General features: G+C 69.8%; 19 protein-coding genes and 1 riboswitch. Of the genes, 12 read left to right on the plus strand and 7 right to left on the minus strand.

Translation table 11 applies throughout. The annotated features are described in order from the left end of the window. The first annotated feature begins 119 nt into the window (after nucleotides 1–119). Both glnE and AC3WRN_RS15140 read left to right on the plus strand, forming a co-directional pair. Nucleotides 120–2,993 (plus strand): bifunctional [glutamate--ammonia ligase]-adenylyl-L-tyrosine phosphorylase/[glutamate--ammonia-ligase] adenylyltransferase, encoded by a 2,874-nt coding sequence (gene glnE / locus AC3WRN_RS15135; protein WP_492623580.1) that lies wholly within the window; start codon nucleotides 120–122, stop codon nucleotides 2,991–2,993. A 191-nt stretch (nucleotides 2,994–3,184) separates the two neighbouring features. Next, nucleotides 3,185–6,103, plus strand: a complete 2,919-nt coding sequence (locus AC3WRN_RS15140) for a diguanylate cyclase (protein ID WP_492623581.1) — start codon at nucleotides 3,185–3,187, stop codon at nucleotides 6,101–6,103. Here AC3WRN_RS15140 and AC3WRN_RS15145 read toward each other — a convergent pair. Then, the gene (locus AC3WRN_RS15145; RefSeq protein WP_492623582.1) at nucleotides 6,098–7,078 is read right to left on the minus strand and encodes a mitochondrial fission ELM1 family protein; all 981 of its coding nucleotides are present in this window, start codon (nucleotides 7,076–7,078) and stop codon (nucleotides 6,098–6,100) included. The two genes, AC3WRN_RS15140 and AC3WRN_RS15145, sit on opposite strands and share 6 nt — an antisense overlap. 128 nt (nucleotides 7,079–7,206) lie before the next feature. Here AC3WRN_RS15145 and AC3WRN_RS15150 point away from each other — a divergent pair, with 128 nt between their 5' ends. Both AC3WRN_RS15150 and AC3WRN_RS15155 read left to right on the plus strand, forming a co-directional pair. Continuing rightward, nucleotides 7,207–7,800, plus strand: coding sequence for a malonic semialdehyde reductase (locus AC3WRN_RS15150; protein WP_492623583.1), 594 nt, complete (start codon nucleotides 7,207–7,209; stop codon nucleotides 7,798–7,800). Nucleotides 7,801–7,849: 49 nt separating this feature from the next. Further along, entirely contained in the window at nucleotides 7,850–8,443 is a 594-nt protein-coding gene (locus AC3WRN_RS15155; protein WP_068092100.1) for a YceI family protein, read from the plus strand. Nucleotides 8,444–8,509: 66 nt separating this feature from the next. On the opposite strand, the gene AC3WRN_RS15160 is transcribed toward AC3WRN_RS15155, so the two are convergent. Then, nucleotides 8,510–9,718 (minus strand): Yip1 family protein, encoded by a 1,209-nt coding sequence (locus tag AC3WRN_RS15160; RefSeq protein ID WP_492623584.1) that lies wholly within the window; start codon nucleotides 9,716–9,718, stop codon nucleotides 8,510–8,512. A 201-nt stretch (nucleotides 9,719–9,919) separates the two neighbouring features. On the opposite strand from AC3WRN_RS15160, the gene AC3WRN_RS15165 reads away from it, so the two are divergent. The 4 genes from AC3WRN_RS15165 (at nucleotide 9,920) to AC3WRN_RS15180 (ending at nucleotide 13,477) form a co-directional block, all read left to right on the plus strand. Continuing rightward, the gene (locus AC3WRN_RS15165) at nucleotides 9,920–10,129 is read left to right on the plus strand and encodes a zinc-finger domain-containing protein (RefSeq protein WP_068092092.1); all 210 of its coding nucleotides are present in this window, start codon (nucleotides 9,920–9,922) and stop codon (nucleotides 10,127–10,129) included. Between the two features lie 79 nt (nucleotides 10,130–10,208). After that, nucleotides 10,209–11,336, plus strand: a complete 1,128-nt coding sequence (locus tag AC3WRN_RS15170) for a glycosyltransferase (protein ID WP_492623585.1) — start codon at nucleotides 10,209–10,211, stop codon at nucleotides 11,334–11,336. A 64-nt stretch (nucleotides 11,337–11,400) separates the two neighbouring features. Then, nucleotides 11,401–12,732: an O-antigen ligase family protein gene (locus AC3WRN_RS15175; RefSeq protein ID WP_492623586.1), complete on the plus strand. Its 1,332-nt coding sequence runs from the start codon at nucleotides 11,401–11,403 to the stop codon at nucleotides 12,730–12,732. After that, nucleotides 12,722–13,477, plus strand: coding sequence for a glycosyltransferase family 2 protein (locus AC3WRN_RS15180; protein ID WP_492623587.1), 756 nt, complete (start codon nucleotides 12,722–12,724; stop codon nucleotides 13,475–13,477). The genes AC3WRN_RS15175 and AC3WRN_RS15180 overlap by 11 nt, the downstream gene beginning before the upstream one ends. 13 nt (nucleotides 13,478–13,490) lie before the next feature. On the opposite strand, the gene AC3WRN_RS15185 is transcribed toward AC3WRN_RS15180, so the two are convergent. The 3 genes from AC3WRN_RS15185 to lpxL all read right to left on the minus strand — a co-directional run bounded on the left by AC3WRN_RS15185 (nucleotide 13,491) and on the right by lpxL (nucleotide 16,438). Next, entirely contained in the window at nucleotides 13,491–14,570 is a 1,080-nt protein-coding gene (locus AC3WRN_RS15185) for a glycosyltransferase family 4 protein (RefSeq protein WP_492623588.1), read from the minus strand. Further along, nucleotides 14,567–15,313, minus strand: a complete 747-nt coding sequence (locus AC3WRN_RS15190; protein ID WP_492623589.1) for a polysaccharide deacetylase family protein — start codon at nucleotides 15,311–15,313, stop codon at nucleotides 14,567–14,569. Before AC3WRN_RS15190 ends, AC3WRN_RS15185 begins: the two co-directional genes overlap by 4 nt. Nucleotides 15,314–15,520: 207 nt before the next feature. Next, complete coding sequence (gene lpxL / locus AC3WRN_RS15195; RefSeq protein ID WP_492623590.1) at nucleotides 15,521–16,438, minus strand: LpxL/LpxP family Kdo(2)-lipid IV(A) lauroyl/palmitoleoyl acyltransferase; 918 nt, start codon at nucleotides 16,436–16,438, stop codon at nucleotides 15,521–15,523. Nucleotides 16,439–16,581: 143 nt separating this feature from the next. Here lpxL and waaA point away from each other — a divergent pair, with 143 nt between their 5' ends. Beyond that, nucleotides 16,582–17,847, plus strand: a complete 1,266-nt coding sequence (gene waaA / locus AC3WRN_RS15200) for a lipid IV(A) 3-deoxy-D-manno-octulosonic acid transferase (RefSeq protein ID WP_492623615.1) — start codon at nucleotides 16,582–16,584, stop codon at nucleotides 17,845–17,847. A gap of 66 nt (nucleotides 17,848–17,913) precedes the next feature. Here waaA and AC3WRN_RS15205 read toward each other — a convergent pair whose 3' ends face one another. After that, complete coding sequence (locus AC3WRN_RS15205) at nucleotides 17,914–19,215, minus strand: TolC family outer membrane protein (RefSeq protein ID WP_492623591.1); 1,302 nt, start codon at nucleotides 19,213–19,215, stop codon at nucleotides 17,914–17,916. Nucleotides 19,216–19,246: 31 nt separating this feature from the next. After that, complete coding sequence (locus AC3WRN_RS15210) at nucleotides 19,247–19,906, minus strand: protein-L-isoaspartate O-methyltransferase family protein (protein ID WP_492623592.1); 660 nt, start codon at nucleotides 19,904–19,906, stop codon at nucleotides 19,247–19,249. A gap of 262 nt (nucleotides 19,907–20,168) precedes the next feature. On the opposite strand from AC3WRN_RS15210, the gene AC3WRN_RS15215 reads away from it, so the two are divergent. From AC3WRN_RS15215 to AC3WRN_RS15225, 3 genes are all read left to right on the plus strand, one after another. Next, entirely contained in the window at nucleotides 20,169–20,819 is a 651-nt protein-coding gene (locus AC3WRN_RS15215; RefSeq protein ID WP_068092062.1) for a TetR/AcrR family transcriptional regulator, read from the plus strand. Between the two features lie 43 nt (nucleotides 20,820–20,862). Beyond that, a riboswitch (TPP riboswitch) is annotated at nucleotides 20,863–20,957 on the plus strand. A gap of 133 nt (nucleotides 20,958–21,090) precedes the next feature. Beyond that, entirely contained in the window at nucleotides 21,091–22,968 is a 1,878-nt protein-coding gene (gene thiC / locus AC3WRN_RS15220) for a phosphomethylpyrimidine synthase ThiC (RefSeq protein ID WP_492623593.1), read from the plus strand. 109 nt (nucleotides 22,969–23,077) lie between these two features. Beyond that, the gene (locus AC3WRN_RS15225; protein ID WP_068092056.1) at nucleotides 23,078–23,674 is read left to right on the plus strand and encodes a ferritin-like domain-containing protein; all 597 of its coding nucleotides are present in this window, start codon (nucleotides 23,078–23,080) and stop codon (nucleotides 23,672–23,674) included. Nucleotides 23,675–23,686 lie beyond the last annotated feature (12 nt).

Genomic DNA, 23,686 nt, shown 5'->3' on the forward strand with positions numbered 1-23,686 from the left:
GAACCGCGGATGGGCGGGAAAACCCGGGGCCGGCGCAGGTTGATCCAACGCTCCAGCGCGGCATTGGTGCACTGGCCCGCGGGGCGGCGCCGGTTGCCGCACTGCGGCACAATGTGCGGATGGCCATCCCTGAGTCCCCCGCGCTGCGCGCGCTGATCGACGACCGCTACGCCGACCTGGCCGCCCATTGCCGCGCCGCCGGCGTGCCGCTGCACGACGACGCCGGGGTGGCCGAGCGGATCCGCCGCACCCTGATGGCCAGCGACTTCGCCTTCGACGTGTGGTGCCGCCAGCCGCAGCTGCTGGCGCCGGCCGGGCTGGAACGGCTGCGCTCGGGCAGCGACGCCGGCGCGCGCATCGACGCGCTGAAGCTGCCCGACGACGAGGCCGCCTGCATGGCGGCGTTGCGCCGCTTCCGCCATGCCGAGGCGCTGCGGCTGGTGTTCCGCGACGTCAACGGGCTGGACGAGCTGCCGGAGACCCTGTCCGCCACCAGCGTGCTGTACGAGGCCTTGCTGGAGGCCGCGCTGGGCTGGTCCGAGCGCGCGCTGGCGGCGCGCTACGGCCACGCGCACGGCCCCGACGGCGCGCTGCAGCGGCTGCTGGTGCTCGGCTTCGGCAAGCTCGGCGGGGCCGAGCTGAACTTCTCCTCCGACATCGACCTGGTGTTGGCCTACCCGCACGGCGGGCAGACCGACGGCGCGCGCCCGCTCGACCACAGCGAGTATTTCGTGCGGCTGGGCCGCCAGCTGGTGCGCCTGCTCAACGAGACCACGGTGGACGGCATCTGCGCCCGCGTCGACCTGCGCCTGCGCCCGTTCGGCAACGCCGGGCGGCTGGCGCTGTCGTTCGCGGCGATGGAGCAGTACTACCAGAGCGAGGGCCGCGACTGGGAGCGCTACGCCTGGATCAAGGCGCGCCCGGTGGCCGGCGACCGCGCCGCCGGCAAGCAGCTGCAGGAACTGCTGCGGCCGTTCGTCTACCGCAAATACCTCGACTACACCGCGTTCGCCGGGCTGCGCGAGATGAAGGCGCTGATCGATGCGGAAGTGGCGCGCAAGGACCTCGCCGACAACCTCAAGCTCGGCCCCGGCGGCATCCGCGAGATCGAGTTCATCGTGCAACTGACCCAGCTGATCCGCGGCGGCCGCGAGCCGTCGCTGCGCGTGCGCGGCCTGCTGCCGGCGCTCACCGCGTGCGAGGCGCGCGGGCACATCGGCGCGGCACGGGCGAAGGCGCTGCGCGAGGCCTACGTGCTGCTGCGCCGGGTCGAGAACCGCGTGCAGATGCTGCGCGATGCCCAGGCCCACGACATCCCCGCCGACGCGCTGAGCCGTGAGCGTATCGCGCGCGGCCTCGACTATCCCGACTGGGACAGTCTGCACGCGGCGCTGGCGGCCCGGCGTGCGGTGGTCGGCGAGGAGTTCGCCGCGGTGCTGATGCCGCAGGGCGGCCGTGCCGCCCGCGTGCCGGCCGCCGACAAGCTGCTGTGGCAGCATGCCTGCGACGAATCGCTGGATGCCGCCATGCTGGAGGCCTCCGGTTTCGCGCCCGGCGCCGAGCTGGCGGACGCCTTGCTGAAATTGCCGCAGGCCGCGGCGGTGCGCGCGATGTCGGCGCGCTCGCGCGAGCGGCTCGACCATCTGATGCCGCAGCTGTTCGACGCCGCCCGCGCCACCGTGGCGCCGGTGGCCAGCCTGCTGCGATTGTGCCGGCTGATGCAGGCGGTGGCGCGGCGCTCGTCCTATCTCGCCCTGTTGGAAGAACAGCCGGCGGCGCGGCGGCGGCTGGTGCGGTTGTTCGCCGACAGCGCGTTCCTGGCCGAGCGCGTGATCGCGCAGCCGCTGCTGCTGGACGACGTGCTCGACCCGCGCATCGACCAATTGCCGCTCAAGCGCGCCGACATCACCGCCGAGATCGCCCGCGTGCTGGGCACGCTGGAGGAACGCGAAGCCGAGGCGGAGCTCGAGCGGATCAACGAGTTCAAGGCCTCCACCGCGTTCCGCCTCGGCCTGGCGTTCAACGACGGCCGCGCCGACGCGGTAGCCACCGCGCGCCGGCTGGCGGCGCTGGCCGAGTCGGTGGTCGGTGCGGTGCTGGCGCTGGCCGAGCGCGAGCTGGTCGCCCAGCACGGCCGCCTGCCGGGAACCGGCATGCAGCCGGGCTCCGGATTTTCCGTGCTGGGCTACGGCAGCCTCGGCGGCGAGGAGCTCGGTTTCGCCTCGGACCTCGACCTCGTGTTTGTCTACGACGGCCGGCGCGCGCAGGCCCTGAGCGACGGCGCAAGGCCGATCGAGGGTTCGCGCTGGTACCAGCGGCTGGCCCAGCGGGTGATGAACTGGCTTACCGTGCTGACCCGCGGCGGGCGCCTGTACGAAGTCGACACGCGCCTGCGCCCGGACGGCTCCAAGGGCCTGCTGGTCGGCAGCCTGGACGCCTTCGTGGCCTACCAGCAGAGCCGCGCGTGGACGTGGGAACACCAGGCGCTGCTGCGCGCGCGGCCGGTGGCCGGCGACGCGGCGCTCAACGCCGAGCTGGCGGGAGTGCGCCGCGCGATCCTGATGGTGCCGCGCGAGCGCGCCACGGTGCTGGCCGAGGTCGGCAGCATGCGGGCGCGCTGGCGCGCCGAGCGCGACCGCTCCGACCAGCGCCGGTTCGACCTGAAGCAGGGCCACGGCGGCCTGCTCGACATCGAGTTCGCGCTGCAGGGGCTGGTGCTGGCGCACGCGGCCGGGCAGCCGGCCCTGCTTGGCGTCACCGCGAATGCCGGGCTGATCGAGGCGTGCCGCGTCGCCGGCCTGCTCGACGGCAACCAGGCGGCGATCCTCGCCGTGGCCCATGCCGACCTGCTGCAACGCGCGCTGGCCTGCACGCTCGACCTGCGCCCGCGCATCGCACCGCGCGACGCGCAACTGGAGCAGCTGTGCGCCAGCGTGCGCGAGGTCACCGCCGCGCTCGGTTTCGCCTTCGACGGACCCGACAACCTGCCGTAGCTCCGCGGGCTCGAACATGGCCCGGCGGCCGGGCTTGTCGGGCACCTTGCCGACAGGGCAAGATCGGGCCAGCAGAGCGGGCGTCATCGAGGGAGTGTCGACGCCGCTGCAGGGGGATCATGGCAAGGGTGTCGTACACCATCCTGTTCACGGCAGCGATCTGCATATTCGGTATGCGGGCGGCCCTGGGCATGGATCCGCAGGTTCCGTTCCATGCCTTTGTGCTTGACCACTGGGGCGTCGAGCAGGGTTTGCCGCAGATCACCGTGCTGGACATCACGGAGGACCGCGCGGGCTTCCTGTGGGTCAACACGCAGGCCGCGGTGGCGCGTTTCGACGGCACGCGTTTCGTCACCTTCGACCGTACCAGTGCCGGCGTCGACACCAGCATGCTGGCGGCGGCATGGGCCGATCCGCAGGGGCAGGTCTGGTTCGGCGGGGCGCATGGGCTGCTGCGCGAACGCGATGGCCACTTCGTCGCGCTGGGCGGCGATGCGGTCAATGCGATCATCGATGCGGGCGACGGCACCCCGCTGCTGGCCACCGCGAAGGGCCTGGCGCGCGTGCGCAACGACCGGATCGAGGCGGTGCCCGGCTACAGCGGCGCCGTGTTCAGCGTGTTGCGTGACGGCAGCACCTTGTGGATCGGCGGCCTCGGGCGCGTGTGCCGGCTTGATCCCACGACCGGCCCGCCCGCCGCGGCCTGCGTGGAGCAGGCTGCGGGCTCCCAGCGCGTGGCGATCAGCCGCATGGCGGGTACGCGCGGGAGCCTGTGGCTGGGCACCCGCCTGGGCCTGATGCGGCTGGACGGCGATCGCATCGTTCCGTCCGGGTTGGACGCGGGGCTCGATGCCACCGAGATCGAGAGCCTGCTGATCGACCGCGGCGGCACGCTGTGGATCGGCACCGTGCCGGCACTGTACCGGCGCCTGCCGAGCGGCAGCCTGGAGCAGGTCGGCGACGGCGATCTCGTTCGCCATCCATGGGTGCGTGCGCTGTACGAGGATCACGCCGGCAACCTGTGGCTGGGCACCCACATCGAAGGCCTGTACCGGGTGTGGAACGGCTGGACGCGCCGCGTGTCGGGCCGCGACGGGGTGGACGACACGCTGGTCTGGAGCATCGTACGTGCGCCGCAGGGCGGCATCGTGCTCGGCACCAATTCCGGCGTGCAGGTCTTCGACGGCAAGCGCGTGCATCCGCTGATCCCGGGCAGCGCCCTGCCGAATCCGTCGGCGTACGAGTTGTTCCACGATCATCGGGGCCGGCTGTGGGTCGGTACCCGCGCGGGCATCGCGGTGTTCGAGCATGGCCGCAAGGTCACTCCGCCGGCACTGGCGGCGCTGGACAATTTGCGGATCGACGATATCCGCGAAGTCGCCGACGACGACTTCTGGATCGGCACCTCCGAAGGCCTGTACCGCTGGCGCCAGGGCGGCCTCGTGCGCGCCGATCCGGGTGCGTCGTCGGCCGCGGCGATCATCCGCTCGATCCTGCCGCTGGCGCCCGATCATCTGTATCTCGGCACCGAGGACGGCGTGCGCGAGTGGCATGGCGGCAAGCTGGCGGAACCGGCCTGGGCCCGGCCGCTGCGCGGCCATTTCGTCACCCGTCTGGCCATGCTCGGGCCCGGCCTGCTCGGCGTCGCGACCAGCGATGCCGGCGTCGGAGCGATGGTCGACGGGCAACTGCGCATGACCAGCCAGAAGGACGGCCTGCCCAGCGACAATGCCTGGACCCTGGACGTGATCGGCAGCGATCTCTACGTCGGCTCGATTGCCGGCGCCTGGCGGCTGCCGCTGGCGCAGCTGCCCCGGCCCGGTTCGCCGGCACGCCGGGTCGCGCCGCAGCGGATCGCCGGGGAAGAGCGCAGCAGCCGCGTGAACAGCGGGCGTTGCTGCAATGGTGGCGCCGGCGCGCGCAGCCTGATCGACGGCGACATCATCTGGTACAGCACCACCGATGGCGCGCTCGGTGTGGACACGCGCGCGCTGGGCACGCCGCCGAAGCCGCCGCCGGCGATGATCGAATCGGTCGAGCGTGCCGGCCGGCAGTTCCTGGGCGACGCTTTCGAACTGCACGAGGGCGCACGCGACCTGGCCATCCACTACACCGCGCCCTACCTGCGTCCGGGGGCGTTGCGTTTCCGCTATCGGCTGGAAGGCTACGACGCCACCTGGCAGGATGCCGGCGAACGGCGCATCGCGTTCTACACGCACCTGCCGCCGGGCAGCTACCGTTTCCGCGTCGCCGCCACGGTATCTGGCGCACCCGGCTACGGTGACGAGGCGAACCTGCCGGTCAGGGTCACGCCGTTCTGGTATGAACGCACTTGGGTACGTTTGGCGGCGGCCCTGCTGCTGTGTCTCGTCGTGGCCCTGCTGCTCCGTTGGAGCATGCGTTCGCAACGCCGCCGCAACGCGTGGCTGGAGGCACAGGTCGCGCAGCGCACCGAACAGCTGACGCGCGCCGTCGAACGCCTGCGCGTGACCAACCTGGCGCTGGCCGAGGAAAGCCATACCGACGCGCTGACCTCGCTGCACAATCGCCGCTACCTGCTGAAGCGCCTGCCCGGCGTGCTTGATGGCGACGCCTGCATTGGAGTGCTGCAGATCGACATCGATTATTTCAAGGAGGTCAACGACCGCTACGGCCATGCGGTCGGCGATGCGGTCCTGCGCGAACTGGGCCGCATGCTGACCGCGGCGCGGCGCGACAGCGACATCACCGTGCGCTGGGGCGGCGAGGAGTTCCTGCTGCTGCTGGCGGACGTCGATGCCGCCGGTGCGCTGGGCATTGCCGAACGCCTGCGCCGGGAGATCACCGCGCAGGAATTCCCCGATGGCCGCGGCGGCAGCCTCCGGTTGACCTGCTCGATCGGCTTCAGCATGCACCCGCTGGCCGCACATGCCGACGCCCGCACGTTCGAGGCTGCACTCGAACTGGCCGACCTTGCGCTGTACCGCGCCAAGCAGGACGGCCGCAACGTCAGTGTCGGCCTGGTCGCCAGCGCACCGCTGCCGGCGGACGTCCTGTGTACTCCGTTCGGGCCGCAACTCGACACGCTGCTCGTCTCGGGCTGCCTGCGTTGGGTGCGCGAGATGTCATGAATCGTGCGGACGGGCGAGGATGCGCTCGCGCAAGGTCGCCGCGATCGCCGCGGTCTCGCGCAACGGCGCGGCAGGCGCCATGCCGGCGTCGGCATCCATGTCGTGCAGCAGGCCGGCCGTGCGCAGGGCCCGATGGAAGCGTTCGAGCCTGGCCGGGAGCGGCCTGGTGACGAGGGTCGACACCGGGCAGCCGACCGCGCAGGCTTCCGAGAGCATGTTCACCGAATCGGGCGTGACCACCAGCCGGTCGGCCCAGCCGAGTACGCCGGGGTAGGGGTTGCGGCCGTCGTCGGGGCCGGCCCAGACCAGGCCGGGGACGTCGCGCAGGGCGGCGCGGAAAACGTCCACCAGCGCTAGCGGGGTGCGGCGCGAACCCAGCACCAGCAGGCTGCCGCCTTCCCGGCGTCGGCGTTCGAGCAGGCGGGCGGCCAGCCGCCGCGCGTAGTCCGCGTCCAGCGCGATGCCCCGCCGCGGGCCACCGAGCAGCACGCCCACGCGCGGCTGCGGCAGCTCGGCGAAACTGGGGCAGGCTTCGCGGCCGTCGGCCAGCCACGCGTCGTCCACCGTGTTCAGCGAACCGAGCGGGCGCAGTACGTTGGGGCCGTCGAGCTGGTCGTGCCGGGGCGCGATCACGGTGTCCCAGTGCGCGGGGTCGAGGCGCGGGTTCAGGATCTGCACGGTGTAGCAGTGGCCGTCCGAGAGCCGGCGCAGCAGGCGGGTGAACAGGGCGGCGGCGCGGCCGCAGCCGATCGCCACGGTCGGCCACGGCGGCGCGAACAGGCGGCGCTGGCGCGCGGGCAGGGCGAGCCGGCCGCCCAGCGTCAGCCGCGGCGCCAGCCACGACCACGGCGCGCGCGGCTGCAGCACCAGGTGGCGTAGCGGCAACTGCAGCTGTTCGGCCAGCGCCAGCGCCTGGCGCTGGTTGCCGGCGGCGCTGTCGGTGATCACCCAGCATTCGCCGTGCAGCCTCGACATGGGCATCGCGTCACTGTTTCCCAAATGAGCACTCTATGTTCTGTTGGCGGCTGGACCGTTCGTTGGCTACCACTTATACACTGGCAGAACGGCGTCATCGCAGACGCGCCTTTCCACAGAGGATACCGATGAGCGAGTTGCTTTCCGAGGCCGGTCTGGACCAGTTGTTCCGCAGCGCCCGCACGTTCAACGCGTGGCTGCCGAAAGAGGTGAGCGACGAGCAGCTGCACCAGCTCTATGACCTGGCCAAGTTCGGCCCGACCAGCGCGAACTCCTCGCCGATGCGGGTGGTGTTCGTGAAGTCGCAGGCGGCGAAGGCGAAGCTGGAGCCGTTCCTGTCCGAGGGCAACCGCGCCAAGACCATGGAGGCGCCGGTGACCGCGATCGTCGCCACCGACCACGCGTTCTACGAGCAGTTGCCGAGGCTGTTCCCGCATGCCGACGCGAAGAGCTGGTTCGTCGGCAACCAGCCGCTGATCGATACCACCGCGTTCCGCAACGCCACCCTGCAGGGTGCCTACCTGCTGCTGGCGGCGCGCGCGGTCGGGCTGGACTGCGGCCCGATGTCCGGCTTCGACAACGCCGGCGTGGATGCGGCGTTCTTCGCCGGCACCGCGGTCAGGTCGAACTTCCTGATCAGCATCGGCTACGGCGACGCCAGCCGCAACCTGTTCCCGCGCAGCCCCCGCCTCGCGTTCGGCGAAGCCTGCACGATCGCCTGAAGTCCACATCCCGTCCCCACTTTTCCCCTATTTTCCAAGGAGCCTTTTCATGCGTGCATTGAAGTATCTCGCTCTCGCCGGCCTGCTCGGCGCCGCCGTATCGGCCCAGGCCGCCCCGGTCACCTACAAGCTCGACCCGGGCCACACGATGGTGCTGTTCAGCTGGAACCATTTCGGCTATTCCAACCCCACCGCCAATTTCGGCCTGGGCGAAGGCACCCTGGTGTTCGACGAGCAGCATCCGGCCAAGTCCAGCGTGGAAGTGACCCTGCCGCTGGCCGATCTCGACACCCACGTGCCGGCGCTGGACGAGCACTTGAAGAAGCCGGATTTCCTCGATGCCGGCCAGTATCCGGTGGTGACCTTCAAGAGCACCGAGGTGCAGCCGCTGGGCGGCGACAAGTTCAAGGTCACCGGCAACCTCACCGTGCACGGCGTGACCCGGCCGGTGGTGTTGGACGCGACGCTGAACAAGGTCGGTCCGCATCCGATGACCAAGGCGCCGTCGATCGGTTTCGATGCCACCGCCAGCATCAAGCGCTCGGATTTCGGCGTCGGCGCCTATGTGCCGAACGTCAGCGACGAGATCGCTATCCGCATCACCACCGAAGCCTCGGTGCCGAAGAAAGCCGCAGCCAAGTAAGGCTTCGTGGCACGAAAAAACCGCGCCGGTGACGGCGCGGTTTTTTTGTGCGCGAACGAATCCGGCTCAGTTCGATTTCACGCCGGCGTCCTTCAGCGATTCGAGCTTGGCCAGGTCGATGCTGGCCACCGCCTGTTTCAGCTGGTCGATGCCGTCGACGTTGCCGTTCGCCTTCACTGCGAAGCGTTTGCCGACCACCATGCTGTACTCGCCGTACTTCGATTGCGTGTCCCACGCCTCGTGGATCAGGTTGCCGTCGGCGCTGTAGGTCTTCTCATAGCCGTGCTCGGTCTGCTTCTCCTCCTCCGGCGCCATGGCGCTGGCCAGCGACATGAGGCCCTTGGCGCCGCCGGTGTCGGAGACCTCCAGCGTGATGTGCTGGCCGTTGCCGGCCGCGTAGTCGGCGCTGGCCTGGGAGATCTGCATGCCCATCGCGGTATTGCGCTGGGCGGACAGGCCGGTGCGCTTGAAGCTGCCCAGGCCGTCGGGCAGGAAGGCCTTGATCTGCTCGGGCGCCAGCGCCTCGACGCTGCCGCCGCCGGATTTCTGCGCTGCTTCCGTCTCCTTGCCGGCCTGCTCGGCGCGCTGGCCCATCGCGGCGAGCTTGCCCAGTGCGCTGTTGCCGTCGATGGTGACGCTGTCGCCGTTGCTGCCGGTGACGTGCATGCCGCCCATCGTGGCGCCGGTCATCGCGGCGGTGCCGATCACGCCGACGACGATGGCGCCGACGATCCAGCTCAGCACGATGGCGATGATCACGCTGACCGCGGTGTAGCCGCCGGCCTTGTCCGGCGGGCACTTCATGGTGTGCGGCAGGCCCAGGTACAGCAGGTAGATGGCGTAGACCGCGCCGGCGATCGCGATCAGCCAGCCCAGCCACGGCACGATCACCGCGATGCCGGCGACCCAGCTGGCGGTCCACGAGTAGGCCACGGTCTTCAGCGCCTGGGTCATGTCCTTCTGGCCGCCGAAGGTAGGCGCCAGCGCGTTGATGATCAGCGCCACCACGTAGACGATCACCAGTGCCAGCACGTAGTGCAGCACCATGCCCACGATGCCCATGCCGATCGGCGTGCGCACGGTGATGCCGAACACACCGGCGCCGATCAGGCTGCCCTTGATGAAGTGGGCGATGATCGGCAGGGCGGCGACGATCGCGATGTAGCCGGTGTAGAGGCCGTTCACCGAGGTCGCCTCGGCGGCGACCACGGGCCACTCCGTCTTCGGCGTGGTCAGGATGGCCTTGATTCGCTCGATGATCTTTCCGAAATCCATGGTCAGCTCCCTAAGCTCGTGTCGGTGGGCCCGGCGCAGCGCGGCGGACCGAGGCTGCTGTGCTCGCTTCGTGACGATCGTTGCGGCAGCCGGCGATGGTTTTCCGCCACGGCTGCATCCCCGCTTTCCCCATTCTGTCCCCCGACAGAAGGCCGCAGCCTGCTACCATTCGCGGCCTGCTGTCCAGTCCGGAGCCCTCCGATGTTATCCCCGCATTCCCCGACGGCGCCGCTGGTGCCGGCAAATGCCGAAAATCGTTACGAAGTGACGCGCGCGGACCTGCCGCTGTCCTGTCCGATGCCCGGCATGGCGCTGTGGAATTCGCACCCGAAGGTATACTTGCCGATCGTCGATGACGGTGGCGAGTCAGTCTGCGCTTACTGCGGCGCGCGCTACGTGCTGCGCGACTGATCCATCGGCCCGACTCCAGACTGCTGGCGGCACTATTTTTGCATGTCTCCAGGGAATGAAGGCATCCAGCCCCGAACTCATGTCCAGCATCGCCGTGCCTGCCAAGCTGCTGACGGTGGTCCAACTGATCCCTGCGCTGGATTCCGGCGGCGCGGAGCGCTCGGCGCTGGAGATCGCGCGGGCGCTGGTGCAGGCCGGCCACCGTTCGGTGGTGATCTCCGCCGGAGGGCGCTTGGTCGAGCAGTTGCAGGCCGAGGGTAGCGAACATGTCACGCTGGATCTGGGCCGCAAGTCACTGTTCACGCTGGCGCGGTTCGGCGCGCTGCGGCGGGTACTGCGCGCGCTGAAGCCGGACATCGTGCATGCCCGTTCGCGGCTGCCGGCCTGGATGGGCTGGTGGGCGCTGAAGGGTATGACGCCACGGCCGCATTTCGTCACCACCGTGCACGGGCTCAATTCGCCGGGCCGCTACAGCGCGATCCTGCTGCGCGGCGAGCGCGTGGTGGCGGTCTCGCAGACCCTGCGCGACTACGTGCTGAGCCATTACCGCTGGCTGGAGCCGGGGCGGGTGCGGGTGATCCCGCGCGGCATCGACCCGCAGGCGTTTCCCTACGGCCATCGGCCGGATGAGGCCTGGCGCAAGGCGTTTTTCGCCGAGTTTCCCGTGCTCGCCGAAGCGCCGCTGCTGACCCTGCCGGGGCGCGGCACGCGGCTGAAGGGCCATCACGATGCGATCGAGCTGCTGGTCGACCTCAAGCGCCGCGGCATCGAGGCGCGGTTGCTGCTGCTGGGCGTGATCGAGCCCGGGCGCGAGGCCTATGTGGCCGAGCTGAGGGAGCTGATCCAGCTGCGCGGAATGGCCGCGCAAGTGGTGATGACGCCGCCGCGTCGCGACGTGCGCGACATCTACGCGGTCTCGGCGCTGGTGCTGCAGCTGTCGAACCGGCCCGAGTCGTTCGGGCGCACGGTGATCGAGGCGTTGTCGCTGTGCCGTCCGGTGCTCGGCTACGCGCACGGCGGCGTCGGCGAGTTGCTGGCCGAACTGTACCCGGCCGGCCGGGTGCCGCCGGGCGACCGCGAGCGGCTGGTGGAGCGGGCTGCCGAACTGCTGCGGGTAGCGCCGCCGATCTCGCCGCTGCAGAGCTATCGCCTGAGCGACATGCAGCAGGCCACGCTAGCGCTGTACGACGAGGTGGCCGCCGGCTGAGGCGGCAGCGGGCGCGTCCGCTCGCCTACAATGCGTGATCGTCTCCGTTCCGGTCCGCCCGCGCATGAATGCCTTCGCCACCTCGCTCAAGGACGCGCTGCGTTCCCCGTTGCTGCCGTTCTGGCTGGTGATCGCGCTGCTGCCGTTCGGGCGCAGCTCCGAACTGGGCACGGTGCTGTGCCTGCTCGGCATGATCATGCTGTTCGTGCGCGATCCGCAGGCGTTGCACGGGCATCCGGGGGCGCGCCTGCTGCTGTGGCTGCTGGCCGCCTACGTGGGCGCGGCGCTGTTTTCCGCCGTCGACGCGATCCGGCCGGGCAAGAGCTGGGGCACGGTGGCCGCGCTGCTGCGCTACGTGCCGCTGGGGCTGTACGCCTGCTTCGCGATCCGGCGCGAACAGAAGCTGCGGGCGCTGTACGTGGCGGTGGCGTGGGTGCTGGCGCTGTGGTGCGCCGATGCGTGGCTGCAGGCGCTGACCGGCTGGAGCCTGGGCGGGCACGCCGAGGCCGAGCGCGTTTCCGGCATCTTCGGCGCGGACAACCTCAAGCTTGGCCCGAGCCTGGCCGTGCTGTCGTCGTTCGCGCTGTGGGCGGCACGGCAGCGCTGGGGGTTGCCGGGCCTGCTGTTCGCCTTCGCGCTGGTGCTCGGGCCGGTGCTGCTGGCCGGCTCGCGCGCAGCCTGGCTGTGCTACGCGCTGGTGGCGCTGGGGTTTGCCTGGCGCGAGGCGAGGTCGCCGCTGCGCTTCGCCGGGTTCTGCGCGGTCGCGGCGGTGTTGCTGGCGCTGGCCGGCGGCGTTGCCTGGAAGGCTTCCGCGCGCTTCCATGACCGCATGGAGCGCACGCTGCTGGTGCTGCATGGCACCGACCAGTCGCTCGACACCGCGCTGAGCGGTCGGCTCGACATCTGGCACGCGAGCCTCGGCATGTTCATGGCGCACCCGGTCAACGGCGTCGGTGTGCGCGGTTTCCGCTACGCCTACCCGCAGTACGCGCCGGCGAACGATCATTTCGTGGTCACCGGCGAAGCCTGCGGCGTGGGCGAAGGCGCCTGCCATGCGCACCAGCTGGTGCTAGAGATCCTCACCGAGACCGGCGCGCTGGGCCTGCTGCTGTGGCTTGCCGCCGTGGTGCTGGCGCTGCGCGCATGGCGCCGGGTCGGCGCGGCGGCGCGGGCACGGGCATTCCCGGCCACGCTGGCGCTGGGCGTGATGCTGTTCCCGCTGAACACCCACCTGGCGTTCTATTCGGCGTGGTGGGGGCTGCTGTTCGCCTGGTTGCTCGGGCTCTGGTGCGCCAGTCTATTTGTAGCCGGCATCCCTGCCGGCGGAGCAAAGCCCGGCATCCCTGCCGGACTCTTCGAAGAAGCGCATCCTCGGGGGAGTCACGATGGGGCGTGAGTTGCTGTCGGTGGTGGTGACCACGTTCAACAGTGCCGGCACGCTCGACGCCTGCCTGCGCAGCGTGGCCTGGGCCGACGAGATCGTGGTGCTGGATTCGGGCTCGACCGACGCCACCGCGGCGATCGCCGCGCACCACGGCGCGCGCGTCCACGCCCAGCCGTTCGCCGGCTACAGCGCGCAGAAGCAGGCGGCGATCGACCTGGCCAGCCATCGCTGGGTGCTGCTGCTGGATTCCGACGAGTCGCTGGAGGCGGACGCCGCCGCGCCGCTGCAGCAGGTGCTGCGGGCGCCGGCGCAGGCGGGCTACCAGCTGTGGCGGCGCGAGTGGCAGTTCTGGCGCTGGCAGTCGCGGCGCGGCCGGCTCAACCACTACGTGCGCCTGTTCGACCGACAGCGCGCGCGGATGAGCGGCCACGAGGTGCACGAGTCGGTGCTGGTGGATGGCCCGGTGGGCGTGCTCGACGTGGTCATCGACCACTACGGCGAGCCCGACATCGCCGGCCGCGTGGCCAAGGCGAACCGCTACTCCAGCCTGCAACTGGCCGACCTGGCGCCGCGCCGGACGAGCTGGCTGCGGCTGCGCATGGTGGCGTATCCGACCGTGGCGTTCCTGCGCTACTACGTACTGCGCGGGCACTGGCGCTCCGGCTGGGCCGGTTTCATCGCGGCGCGCATCCATGCGTTCTACGCGTTCCTGAAGTACGCGAAGCTGTACGAGCAGCGGCGCAGGCAGCAGGGCTGAGCCGGCGCGCGGATCAGCGGTCGGTGGTCAGGATCCGCACGAACTCGTCGGCGATCACGCCGGTGCTGAAATGGGCCTGCACGAAGGCGTGCGCGGCCACGCCCATCGGCAGGCGCACGGACGGGTCGCACAGGGCGAGGATGGCATCCCGCCATGCGGCCACGTCGCCCGGCGGCAGCAGCAGGCCGCTCACGCCCGCGTCCAGCGTCTCCGGAATCCCGCCGATGTCGCTGCCCAGCACCGGCACGCCGGCGGCCTGCGCCTCGATCGAGACGCGGCCGAAGGTTTCCGTCGCGATCGACGGGAAGGCCAGCATGGACATCACGCTGTAATAGGGATGGACGTCGGGGAGCCAGCCCAGGAAGTGGTGCCGCGCCGCCAGCGGATGGGCGGCGGCGCGTTCGCGCAGCGCCTGCGCATCCGGGCCGTCGCCCAGCCACAGGCAATGCAGCCGCGGCTGTTCCGCCATGGCCGCGCTGGCGGCCTCGAACAGCGGGAAGATGCCCTTGCCGTTGTGCATGCGGCCGCTGTAGCCGAGCACGATCGCCTCGTCATCCAGGCCGAGCGAACGCAGGATCTCGCCGCGCCGCTGCGGATCGGGCCGGCACAGTTCCATGTTCACCGGGTTGTACAGCACCTGCACCAGCCGGCCCGGGATGCCGCGGTCGAGATAGGCCTGGCGGGCATGGCGGGAGACGGCCAGGAAGCGTTGCGCGAGGCGCGGGACCAGCCAGGCCGACAGGCGCTTCATCGGCGGCGTGCGGTGCCGGAACAGTGCGACCGGCACGCGCAGCAGCCGCCCGGCCAGGATCAGCGGCCAGTACTCCTTGCCGAAATTGCCGACCAGCCAGTCGGGGCCGAGCTGCCGCGCCGCCGCGAACACGGCGGCATAGCCGCGCAGGTCGAACACGTTGCGGAACTTCGCCCGGGTCAGGCGGACACGGGAGGTCGACAGTCCCTGCCAGATCAGGCCGTCCGGGTAGGCCACCACGCCGACGTCGTGTCCGGCCTCGGCCATGGCCTGCACCAGCGCGACGAAATGGCTGGCGGCGCCGGTGTTTTCCGGATTGGTGCCGACGAAGAGCAGTTTCACGCGCGCCGATCCTCGTAGCCGGTGAGGGTCCGCATGGCGAACTGCGGTAGCAGGTGGTGGCGCGCGATCTGGATCCGCGGCAGTTGCCACAGGTCCATGCCGGCGCGCGCCCGGCCGCGCCGGGTCGTGGTGGCCGCGGCGTAGCCGGCCTCGCGCGCCACGCCGGCCACGCGGTCGTCGGCGTCGCCGTACGGGTAGCAGAATTGCGTGACGGGTGCGCCGAGGCGGTCTTCCAGCGTTGCCCTGCAGCCGTGGATTTCGTCGTGCAGCTGCGCGTCGCTGCATTGCGTCAGCCGGGGGTGGCTCTGGGTGTGCGCGCCGACCTCCATCCCGCCGCGATGCCACTCGCGCAGCTGCTCCGTCGACATCAACGGCTTGCGCAGGCCCAGCCGCTCGGCGTCCCACTGGTTGTACCGGCCGATGCTGCCGCTGACGACGTAGCAGGTGGCGCTGAAGCCATGACGCTGCAGGATCGGCAGCGCGGCGTCCAGGTTGTCCGCGTAGCCGTCGTCGAGAGTGATGACGACGATGCGGCCGGTACGCTCGCCACGCAGGTAGGGCATCGCGGCGGACATCGACAGGCCGGTATAGCCGAGCCGGCGCAGCAACCACATCTGCCGCGCGAACGCGGCCGGGCCCACGAACAGGCTGCGGTACACCTGCAGGTCGCGCGGCGCCTGCGCGATGTTGTGATACATGAGGATCGGCAGGGCATGCGTTCCCTGCGACCTGACCTGGCCCATGCCGACTCCTCCGCCGACGGTGTGATGAAGAGACGGCCATGATACGCAACGCCACGCCACGCCGCCCGCGCGGCTTGCCGGGCGGGCGGCGTGAGTTTCCTGCACGAAGCCGGCACCCGGCGCGAGGGCGGTTCGACATGGTCGCGCCCGGTCGCGGAAACGGCGCCATTTCAGCCGGCCAGGCTTTCGCCCAGCTGTCGGGCGGAGTCAGTAGACCACGGGTGCGCCGGCGGGCCGGGTCTTGAAGCGCTTGTGCACCCACAGGTACTGCTCGGGCGCCTCGCGCACCATCTGCTCGATGCAGACGTTGATGCGGGCGGTATCGGCCAGCACGTCGGTGCCGGGAAAGCCGTCCAGCGGCGCGCCGAGGCGCAGCGCGTAGCCTTCGCCGCCCGGCAGGCGGCGGTGGAAGAACGGGACCACCAGCGCGCCGGACATCCGCGCCAGGTGGTGGGTGGCGGTGATGGTGGCGGCCGGCACGCCGAAGAACGGCACGAACACGCTGTCCTTGCTGCGCATGTCCTGGTCCGGCGCATACCACAGCGTGCCGCCGCCGCGCAGGTATTTCACGGTGCCGCGGATGTCGTCCTTCTCGAACATCGCGTCGGCGTAGTCCAGCCGCGCGCGCAGCACCGCCCACTCGAACACGGCCGAGTCCATCCGCCGGTACATGCCGGCGATGCGGATGCGCTGCGAAACCAGCCGCGCGCACAGCTCCAGGTGCGAGAAGTGCCCGCCCACCAGCAGCACGCCCTTGCCCTGCGCGCGCGCCGCCTCGAGGTGTTCCAGCCCCTCGATGCGGGTGGGGATGGCGGCCATGCGGCGGTCGCTGCCCATCCAGCCCAGCGCGAACTCCACCAGCATCAGGCCGATGTCGCGCAGGTTCGCCTCGACCAGTGCCGCCTGTGCCGCGTCATCGAGTTCGGGGAAGCACAGCGCGATGTTCGCCGAGGCGATATGCCGTCGTTCGGAAGGGATCCGTGGCACCAGTGTGCCGAGCCGGCGCCCCAGCCACATCAGCGCGCGCTGCGGCAGCCGCGCGATCAGCCAGATCGCGGCCACGCCCAGCCAGGCCGGCCAGTGGCGCGGCGCGAGCAGCGAGCGGGTGAAGGTGGGGCGGGGCATGCCGGGCATCGTGCGCATTGTAGTGGACGCGGGAACCGGCAACGGGCAGCGGGGCGACAGCGTGCCGCAGGCCTCGATCGCGGTTCCCGGTTCCCGGCTCCCCGCTCTCGTATACTGCCGCGCTGGACTGACGGGCCGTGACGTTGCGCTATCTCTACACCCTCGCGATGTTCCTGGTGACGCCGCTGCTGGTGCTGCGGCTGCTGGCGCGCGGGGTGCGTTCGCGGCCCTATCACCGGCGCTGGCCGGAGCGCTTCGGCTTCTTCGACCCGCCCGGCTTCAGCGGCAGCCTGTGGGTGCACGCGGTATCGGTGGGCGAGGTGAATGCGGCCGAGCCGCTGATCAAGGCGCTGCGCCGCGATTACCCGAACGCGCCGCTGGTGGTCACCACGGTCACGCCGACCGGCACCGCACGCGTGCACCAGCTGTTCGGCGACAGCGTGTTCCACGTCTATCTGCCGTACGACCTGCCGTATTCGGTGAGCCGCTTCCTGAAGAAGATCCGGCCGCGGCTGGCGCTGATCGTGGAAACCGAGATCTGGCCGAACCTGTACTTCGCCTGCCGCCGGCGCGGCATCCCGCTGATGATCGTCAATGCGCGGCTGTCCGAACGCTCGCTGCGCGGCTATGCGCCGCTGCGCGGGCTGGCGCGCTCGGCGTTGCGCTGCGTGCGGCTGATCGCGGCGCAGTCGCGCACCGACGCCGCGCGCTACCGGCTGCTCGGCGCCGACCCGGAGCAGGTGCTGGTCACCGGCAACATGAAGTTCGACATGCCGATCCCGGACGGCGCGGTGGCCGTGGGCACGGAGATGCGCGAGCACTGGGGCCGGCGGCGACCGGTATGGATGGCGGCCAGCACGCACGAGGGCGAGGAACTGGCGGCGCTGGAGGCGCACCTGCAGGTGCTGAAGCGGCTGCCGGACGCGCTGCTGTTGCTGGCGCCGCGCCATCCGGAACGCTTCAAGCTGGTCGAGAACACGGTGCGCAGCCTGGGTTTCACGATCGCCACGCGCAGTGGCGAAGGCGTGCCGTCGGTCTCGCACCAGGTGTTCGTGATCGATGCGATGGGACAGCTGATGCCGTTCTTCGCGGCATCCGACGTCGCCTTCGTCGGCGGCAGCCTGGTGCCGATAGGCGGCCACAACGTGCTGGAGCCGGCGGCCCTGTCGGTGCCGGTGCTGGTGGGGCCGCACACGTTCAACTTCGAGGAGATCACCCGCAGCCTGATCGAGCACGGCGGCGCCGAGCGCGTGGCGGATGCCGGGCGGCTGGGGTCCAGCGTGCTGACGTTGTTGCGCGACACCGCCAGGCGCGAGCGGATGGGGCAGGCGGCGCAGCAGGTGTTCCAGCGCGAGCGCGGCGCGGTGCAGCGGGTGATGCGGCTGATCGACGCGCTGCTGCAGGAATGATCACGCGCCAGACGGCAAAACGGCCGGGGCGAGCCCGGCCGTCCGGCGCGTGCGCGGCGCGGCGGCTTACTGCAGCAGCGTGTTGATGGCCTCGATGTCCTTCAGGTCGGCGGTGCCGGCGGTCTGCTTCAGCAGCAGCTTGTTCAGGATGAACCGGTGGCGGGCCTGCGAGTAGTTGCTCTCCGAGGAGGTCAGGGTCTGGATCGCCAGCAGCACGTTGGTCATGGTCTGGGTGCCCACCTCGAAGCCCGCGCGGGTCGCCTCGAGCGCCTTGCGGCCGGATTCCACCGAGGCCTTCGCCGATTCCACCTGGGCGATGCCGGCGATCACCGAGCGGTAATAGTTGAGCGTGTCGCGCACGATCTGGCGGCGCTGCGCCTCCATCGCGTCGGTGGCCGCATCGCGCTGGTAGATCGACTGGCGCACGCGCGACTGGGTCGCGCCGCCGGAGAAGATCGGCACGTTCAGGGTCAGCCCGATCGTGGTCGAGGACGGATCGTGGTAGCGCGCCGAGGCATTGGTGTCGGACCAGCCGGCATCCTTGCCGTAGGTGACGCCGGCGGTGATCGTGGGCAGGTGGCCGGCGCGCGCGGCGCTGATGTTGTGTTCGGCCGTCTGCACGTTGTTCTTCTGTGCGAGCAGGTTCGGGTTGGTCTGCAGCGCCTGCTTCACCCAGCTGTCCTGGTCGGCCGGCGCCGGCGGCTGCATCGGCAGGTCGTCGCGCAGTTTCTTCAGGTCGCCGGTGGGCTTGCCGGTGATCTGGGCAAGCGCCTCGCGAGCGTCGTTCAACGCGTTCTGCGCGACGATGGTCTGCGACTTGGCCGCCTCGTAGTAGGCCTTGGCCTGGTAGACGTCGGTGACCGCCGAGAGGCCGACCTTGAAGCGCTGGTCGGACTGTTCATACTGCTGCCGGAACGCATCCTCGTTGGCCTTGGCGTAGGTCAGTTCGTCCTCGCTGGTCAGCACGCCGAAGTAGGCGGAGGCGACGCGCACGTACAACTCCTGCGCCGCGGCCTGGTACAGCTCGTCCTGCGCGTCCGACGCCGAGTGCGCGGCCTTGAGGTTGGCGTACTTGCTGAAGTCGAGCACGGTCTGGCTGAGCGTGCCCTTGAGCGAGCGCGAGCGGGCATGGCCGATCAGGTTGCCGCCGTCGGTCTGGTTCAGGCTCAGGCTGGCGTTGACCTGCGGCAGCAGCAGCGCGCGCGCCTGGTCCACCCCTTCGCCGGTAGCCAGCCGGGAGGCATCGGCCTGCGACAGCACCGGGTCGCTGGCGCGCGCCTCGCGGTAGGCATCGAGCAGATCCTCGCCGTGGCTGGGCAGCGAGATGGCGGCCAGGGCCAGTGCAAGGGTAAGCAGCTTCAAGCGCATGGAATGCCTCGTGGGGATGGTTCGGGAGGAGTCAGAACACGAACCGTCGCGGCGGCTCGGCGTGGGTCAGGTAGGGGAGGTCGGTTTCGAACAGGGTTTCTTCGCGGCAGCGGCCGGCGCCCTCGTGGGTCAGCAAGGTGGCCTGCTGCGCCGGCGACTCGCCGCGGATGACCAGCGCGCGGGCACCGGGCTTGAGCCAGGCCAGCCAGCGTGGCGGAATCGCGTATACCGCACCGGTCACCACCAGCGCGTCGAACAGGCCGTCGGGTTGCCATTCGTTGACCGCCTCGCCGGTGGCCAGGCTGGCGTTGGCGATGCCGGCATCCTGCAGGCGCCGGGCGGCGGCAGCGGTGAAATCGGCATGGATGTCGACGCTGCTCACCCGGGCCGACAGGCTGGCCAGGCAGGCGGTGAGGAAGCCCGAGCCGGTGCCGATTTCCAGCACGCTGTCGGTGGGCAGCAATTCCAGCGCCTGCAGCACGCGGCCCTCCACCACCGGCTTCATCATCACCTCGCCGTGGCCCAGCGGCAGGCACAGGTCGGCGAAGGCAAGCTGGCGGTGCTCGGCAGCGACGAAATTTTCGCGGCGCACGCGGCCGAGCACGTCCAGCACGCGGCCGTCCAGTACTTCCCACGGGCGCACCTGGTTTTCCACCATGTTCAGCCGCGCCTGCTCGATATTCATCGCCATCTGCTCGTGTCCCGTACGGATCGAAAAAGGTCAAAAAGGATAAGCGCTGGCGCCCGGCCCTACAATGACACCTTCGACGCGGCAAGCCTGCCGGTTGCCGGCGGGCCTACGAAGTGCCGGAAGTCATCGCGATGGGCCGATGCCGTCACCCGGTGCGGGCACGGGCGCGACAGGCATCGGGCCATGGGATGGCGCTCTTCTGGAAAATAATTGAACCGATGCGTATAATAAAGCTTGGACATCCGTTTGTGAAGGTGGAGGCATGAGCAGCAGCACGCAAATCAAATCCCAGGGGCCCGGTCGCCCCAAGGACATGGAGAAGCGTGCGGCGATCCTGGCGGCGGCCAAGGCGCTGTTCATCCGCAACGCCTTTGCCGGCACCAGCATGGATGCGATCGCCGCCGATGCAGGCGTGTCCAAGCTCACCGTGTACAGCCACTTCGGCGACAAGGACAACCTGTTCCGCGAAGTGATCCGTTCGCGCATCCAGGACCTGCTGCCGGAGGAGACCTACTCCTTCGATCCGAAGACCGACATCCGTGAAGTGCTGATGCGGGTGGCGCTGACCCATGCCCACCTGGACTGCAACGCCGAGACCGTGGGCACGTTCCGCGCCATCCTCAGCGATTGCCGGCAGGGCAACCCTCGCTACGGCAAGCTGATGTGGGAGGAAGGCGCGACGCGGACGCATGGCCTGATGGAACGCCTGCTGCAGCAGGCGGTTGACGCCGGCCGGCTGGACATCGACGACGTGCCGCGCGCCAGCGTGCAGTTCCTCACCCTGATCAAGGGCAACCTGATGATGCGCCAGATGTTCGGTTGCACCGGCTGCACCGACAACTACGTCGAGGAAATCGAGGCGACGGCACGCGCCGGCGTCGAGACGTTCCTGCGCGCCTACCTGCCGCGTTGAGCGGCGCTCGCCTGCAACCCCCGCTTCGTGCTTGAATGGTGCCGTTCTGAAGCGGGGGTGCCGACCACGGTCGGCTGAGAGAGTCCCTTCGAACCTGATCCGGCTAGTACCGGTGTAGGGAGCTTCGTCGCACGACATCCGCCCTCGTGCGTCCGGCACCGCCGCTTTGTTGCTGCATGCGAATTCCTCGCAAGGACCTGCACGTCCTTGCGCGGACCCTCAACAAAGCGCGTCCCCGCAGGGGACGCAGGTGAATGCCGGAGCCATGCCGATGAATGCCCAGCCCTTCGACCTTGCGCGCGCCGCGCAGGAACTTTCCGAGTCCGTCGTGCGGCCGATCCCCGGTTCGCGCAAGATCCACGTGCCGGGCAGCCGGCCCGACCTGCGCGTGCCGCTGCGCGAAATCGGCCAGGCCGACACGCCGGCGATGTTCGGCGTGGAGAAGAATCCGCCGATCACCCTCTACGACACGTCCGGCCCGTATACCGACCCCAACCATCGTGTCGACCTGGTCGCCGGCCTGCCGCCGCTGCGCGCCGCGTGGATCGCCGAACGCGGCGACAGCGAAGTGCTGGGTGGCCGCAGTTCCGAATTCGGCCGCCGCCACGCCGCCGCGCCGGAACTGGCGGCGATCCGCTTTCCGCGGCTGCCCGTGCCGCGCCGCGCCAAGGCCGGCGCCAACGTCACCCAGATGCACTATGCGCGCCGCGGCATCGTGACGCCGGAGATGGAATACATCGCGATCCGCGAGAACCAGCGTGTCGAGGCGCTGGGCGACAGCGCGCTGCGCATGCAGCATCCCGGGCAGTCCTTCGGCGCCTCGCTGCCGAGGCTGATCACGCCGGAGTTCGTGCGCGACGAGGTGGCGCGCGGCCGCGCCATCATCCCGGCCAACATCAACCACCCGGAAAGCGAGCCGATGATCATCGGCCGCAACTTCCTCACCAAGATCAACGCGAACATCGGCAATAGCGCGGTGACTTCCTCGATCGCCGAGGAGGTCGAGAAGATGGTGTGGTCGATCCGCTGGGGCGGCGACACGGTGATGGATCTCTCCACCGGCAAGCACATCCACGAGACGCGCGAATGGATCCTGCGCAACGCGCCGGTGCCGATCGGCACGGTGCCGATCTACCAGGCGCTGGAGAAGGTCGGCGGCGTGGCCGAGGAACTCAGCTGGGAGCTGTTCCGCGACACGCTGGTCGAGCAGGCCGAGCAAGGAGTCGACTACTTCACCATCCACGCCGGCGTCTTGCTGCGCTTCGTGCCGCTCACCGCCAAGCGCGTCACCGGCATCGTCTCGCGCGGCGGCTCGATCATGGCCAAGTGGTGCCTGGCGCACCACAAGGAGAATTTCCTCTACACGCACTTCGAGGACATCTGCGAGATCATGAAGGCGTACGACGTGTCCTTCAGCCTCGGCGACGGCCTGCGCCCGGGTTGCATCGCGGATGCCAACGACGCCGCGCAGTTCGGCGAGCTGGACACGCTGGGCGAGCTGACGCAACTCGCGTGGAAGCACGACGTGCAGACCATGATCGAAGGCCCCGGCCACGTGCCGATGCAGCTGATCAAGGAGAACATGGACCGCCAGTTGGAGAAGTGCGGCGAGGCGCCGTTCTACACGCTGGGCCCGCTCACCACCGACATCGCGCCGGGCTACGACCACATCACCAGCGCGATCGGCGCGGCGATGATCGGCTGGTTCGGCACCGCGATGCTCTGCTACGTGACGCCGAAGGAACATCTCGGCCTGCCGAACAAGCAGGACGTGCGCGACGGCATCATCGCCTACAAGATCGCCGCGCACGCGGCGGACCTGGCCAAGGGCCATCCCGGCGCGCAGGTGCGCGACAACGCGCTCAGCAAGGCGCGCTTCGAGTTCCGCTGGGACGATCAGTTTAACCTCGGCCTCGATCCGGAGAAGGCGCAGGAGTTCCACGACGAGACGCTGCCGAAGGACGCGCACAAGAGCGCGCACTTCTGCTCGATGTGCGGCCCCAAGTTCTGCTCGATGAAGATCACCCAGGACGTGCGCGACTACGCCGCCGAACATGGCGTGGAGGCGTTCGCAGCGATCGACGAGGGCATGGCGGAGAAGGCGGCCGAGTTCCGCGCGCAGGGCGCCGAGGTCTATCGCCGCACCTGAGCGGGCGCGTGAAGCGGCGTTGCCGGCGAAGCCGGGTGAAGCCTTCTTCACCTGGCTTTTTCGCGTGCCTGCCTAGGCTGGAAAGCCATGCCGTCCAGAGGAGCCAGCCATGGCCAAGAGCAAGCCGTTCGTCAGCGACATCGAGAACATCCGCAAACGCGCGCGCAAGGACATCGACAAGGGCGCGATGACGGCGGGCTACAGCGCCGACCGCGCCACCGTGGTCAAGCTGCTCAACCATGCATTGGCGACCGAGATCGTCTGCGTGCTGCGCTACAAGTACCACTACTACATGGCGTCGGGCATCAACTCGCAGGCGATCAAGGGCGAGTTCCTGCAGCATGCGAACGAGGAGCAGGGCCACGCCGATCTGATCGCCGAGCGGATCACCCAGCTCGACGGCAAGCCGAACCTGTCGCCGGAAGGCCTGCTCAGCCGCAGCCATGCCGACTATGCGGAAGGCGACGACCTGGTCGACATGATCAAGGAGGATCTGGTGGCCGAACGCATCGCGATCGACAGCTACCGCGAGATGATCGACTACATCGGCAGCGACGATCCCACCACCCGCCGCATGCTGGAAGGCATCTTGGCGATGGAGGAAGAGCACGCCGAGGACATGAACACGCTGCTGGAGCAGCTCGGCAAGAAGGGCGAGCCGGCCAAGCCGTCGCCCGCCAGGAAAGCCGTGGGCAAGCGCGGCTGATCGTGCGGCGGC

It is taken from the genome of Rhodanobacter sp. FW101-FHT13A11 (assembly GCF_058790335.1).

Excerpts from the sequence above, each read along its gene's own strand:
- glnE (WP_492623580.1), top strand. The coding sequence starts at position 120 with ATGGCCATCCCTGAGTCCCCCGCGCTGCGCGCGCTGATCGACGACCGC.
- AC3WRN_RS15140 (WP_492623581.1), top strand. The coding sequence starts at position 3,185 with ATGGATCCGCAGGTTCCGTTCCATGCCTTTGTGCTTGACCACTGGGGC.
- AC3WRN_RS15145 (WP_492623582.1), bottom strand. The coding sequence starts at position 7,078 with ATGTCGAGGCTGCACGGCGAATGCTGGGTGATCACCGACAGCGCCGCC.
- AC3WRN_RS15150 (WP_492623583.1), top strand. The coding sequence starts at position 7,207 with ATGAGCGAGTTGCTTTCCGAGGCCGGTCTGGACCAGTTGTTCCGCAGC.
- AC3WRN_RS15155 (WP_068092100.1), top strand. The coding sequence starts at position 7,850 with ATGCGTGCATTGAAGTATCTCGCTCTCGCCGGCCTGCTCGGCGCCGCC.
- AC3WRN_RS15160 (WP_492623584.1), bottom strand. The coding sequence starts at position 9,718 with ATGGATTTCGGAAAGATCATCGAGCGAATCAAGGCCATCCTGACCACG.
- AC3WRN_RS15165 (WP_068092092.1), top strand. The coding sequence starts at position 9,920 with ATGTTATCCCCGCATTCCCCGACGGCGCCGCTGGTGCCGGCAAATGCC.
- AC3WRN_RS15170 (WP_492623585.1), top strand. The coding sequence starts at position 10,209 with ATGTCCAGCATCGCCGTGCCTGCCAAGCTGCTGACGGTGGTCCAACTG.
- AC3WRN_RS15175 (WP_492623586.1), top strand. The coding sequence starts at position 11,401 with ATGAATGCCTTCGCCACCTCGCTCAAGGACGCGCTGCGTTCCCCGTTG.
- AC3WRN_RS15180 (WP_492623587.1), top strand. The coding sequence starts at position 12,722 with ATGGGGCGTGAGTTGCTGTCGGTGGTGGTGACCACGTTCAACAGTGCC.
- AC3WRN_RS15190 (WP_492623589.1), bottom strand. The coding sequence starts at position 15,313 with ATGGGCCAGGTCAGGTCGCAGGGAACGCATGCCCTGCCGATCCTCATG.
- lpxL (WP_492623590.1), bottom strand. The coding sequence starts at position 16,438 with ATGCCCCGCCCCACCTTCACCCGCTCGCTGCTCGCGCCGCGCCACTGG.
- AC3WRN_RS15205 (WP_492623591.1), bottom strand. The coding sequence starts at position 19,215 with ATGCGCTTGAAGCTGCTTACCCTTGCACTGGCCCTGGCCGCCATCTCG.
- AC3WRN_RS15210 (WP_492623592.1), bottom strand. The coding sequence starts at position 19,906 with ATGGCGATGAATATCGAGCAGGCGCGGCTGAACATGGTGGAAAACCAG.
- AC3WRN_RS15215 (WP_068092062.1), top strand. The coding sequence starts at position 20,169 with ATGAGCAGCAGCACGCAAATCAAATCCCAGGGGCCCGGTCGCCCCAAG.
- thiC (WP_492623593.1), top strand. The coding sequence starts at position 21,091 with ATGAATGCCCAGCCCTTCGACCTTGCGCGCGCCGCGCAGGAACTTTCC.
- AC3WRN_RS15225 (WP_068092056.1), top strand. The coding sequence starts at position 23,078 with ATGGCCAAGAGCAAGCCGTTCGTCAGCGACATCGAGAACATCCGCAAA.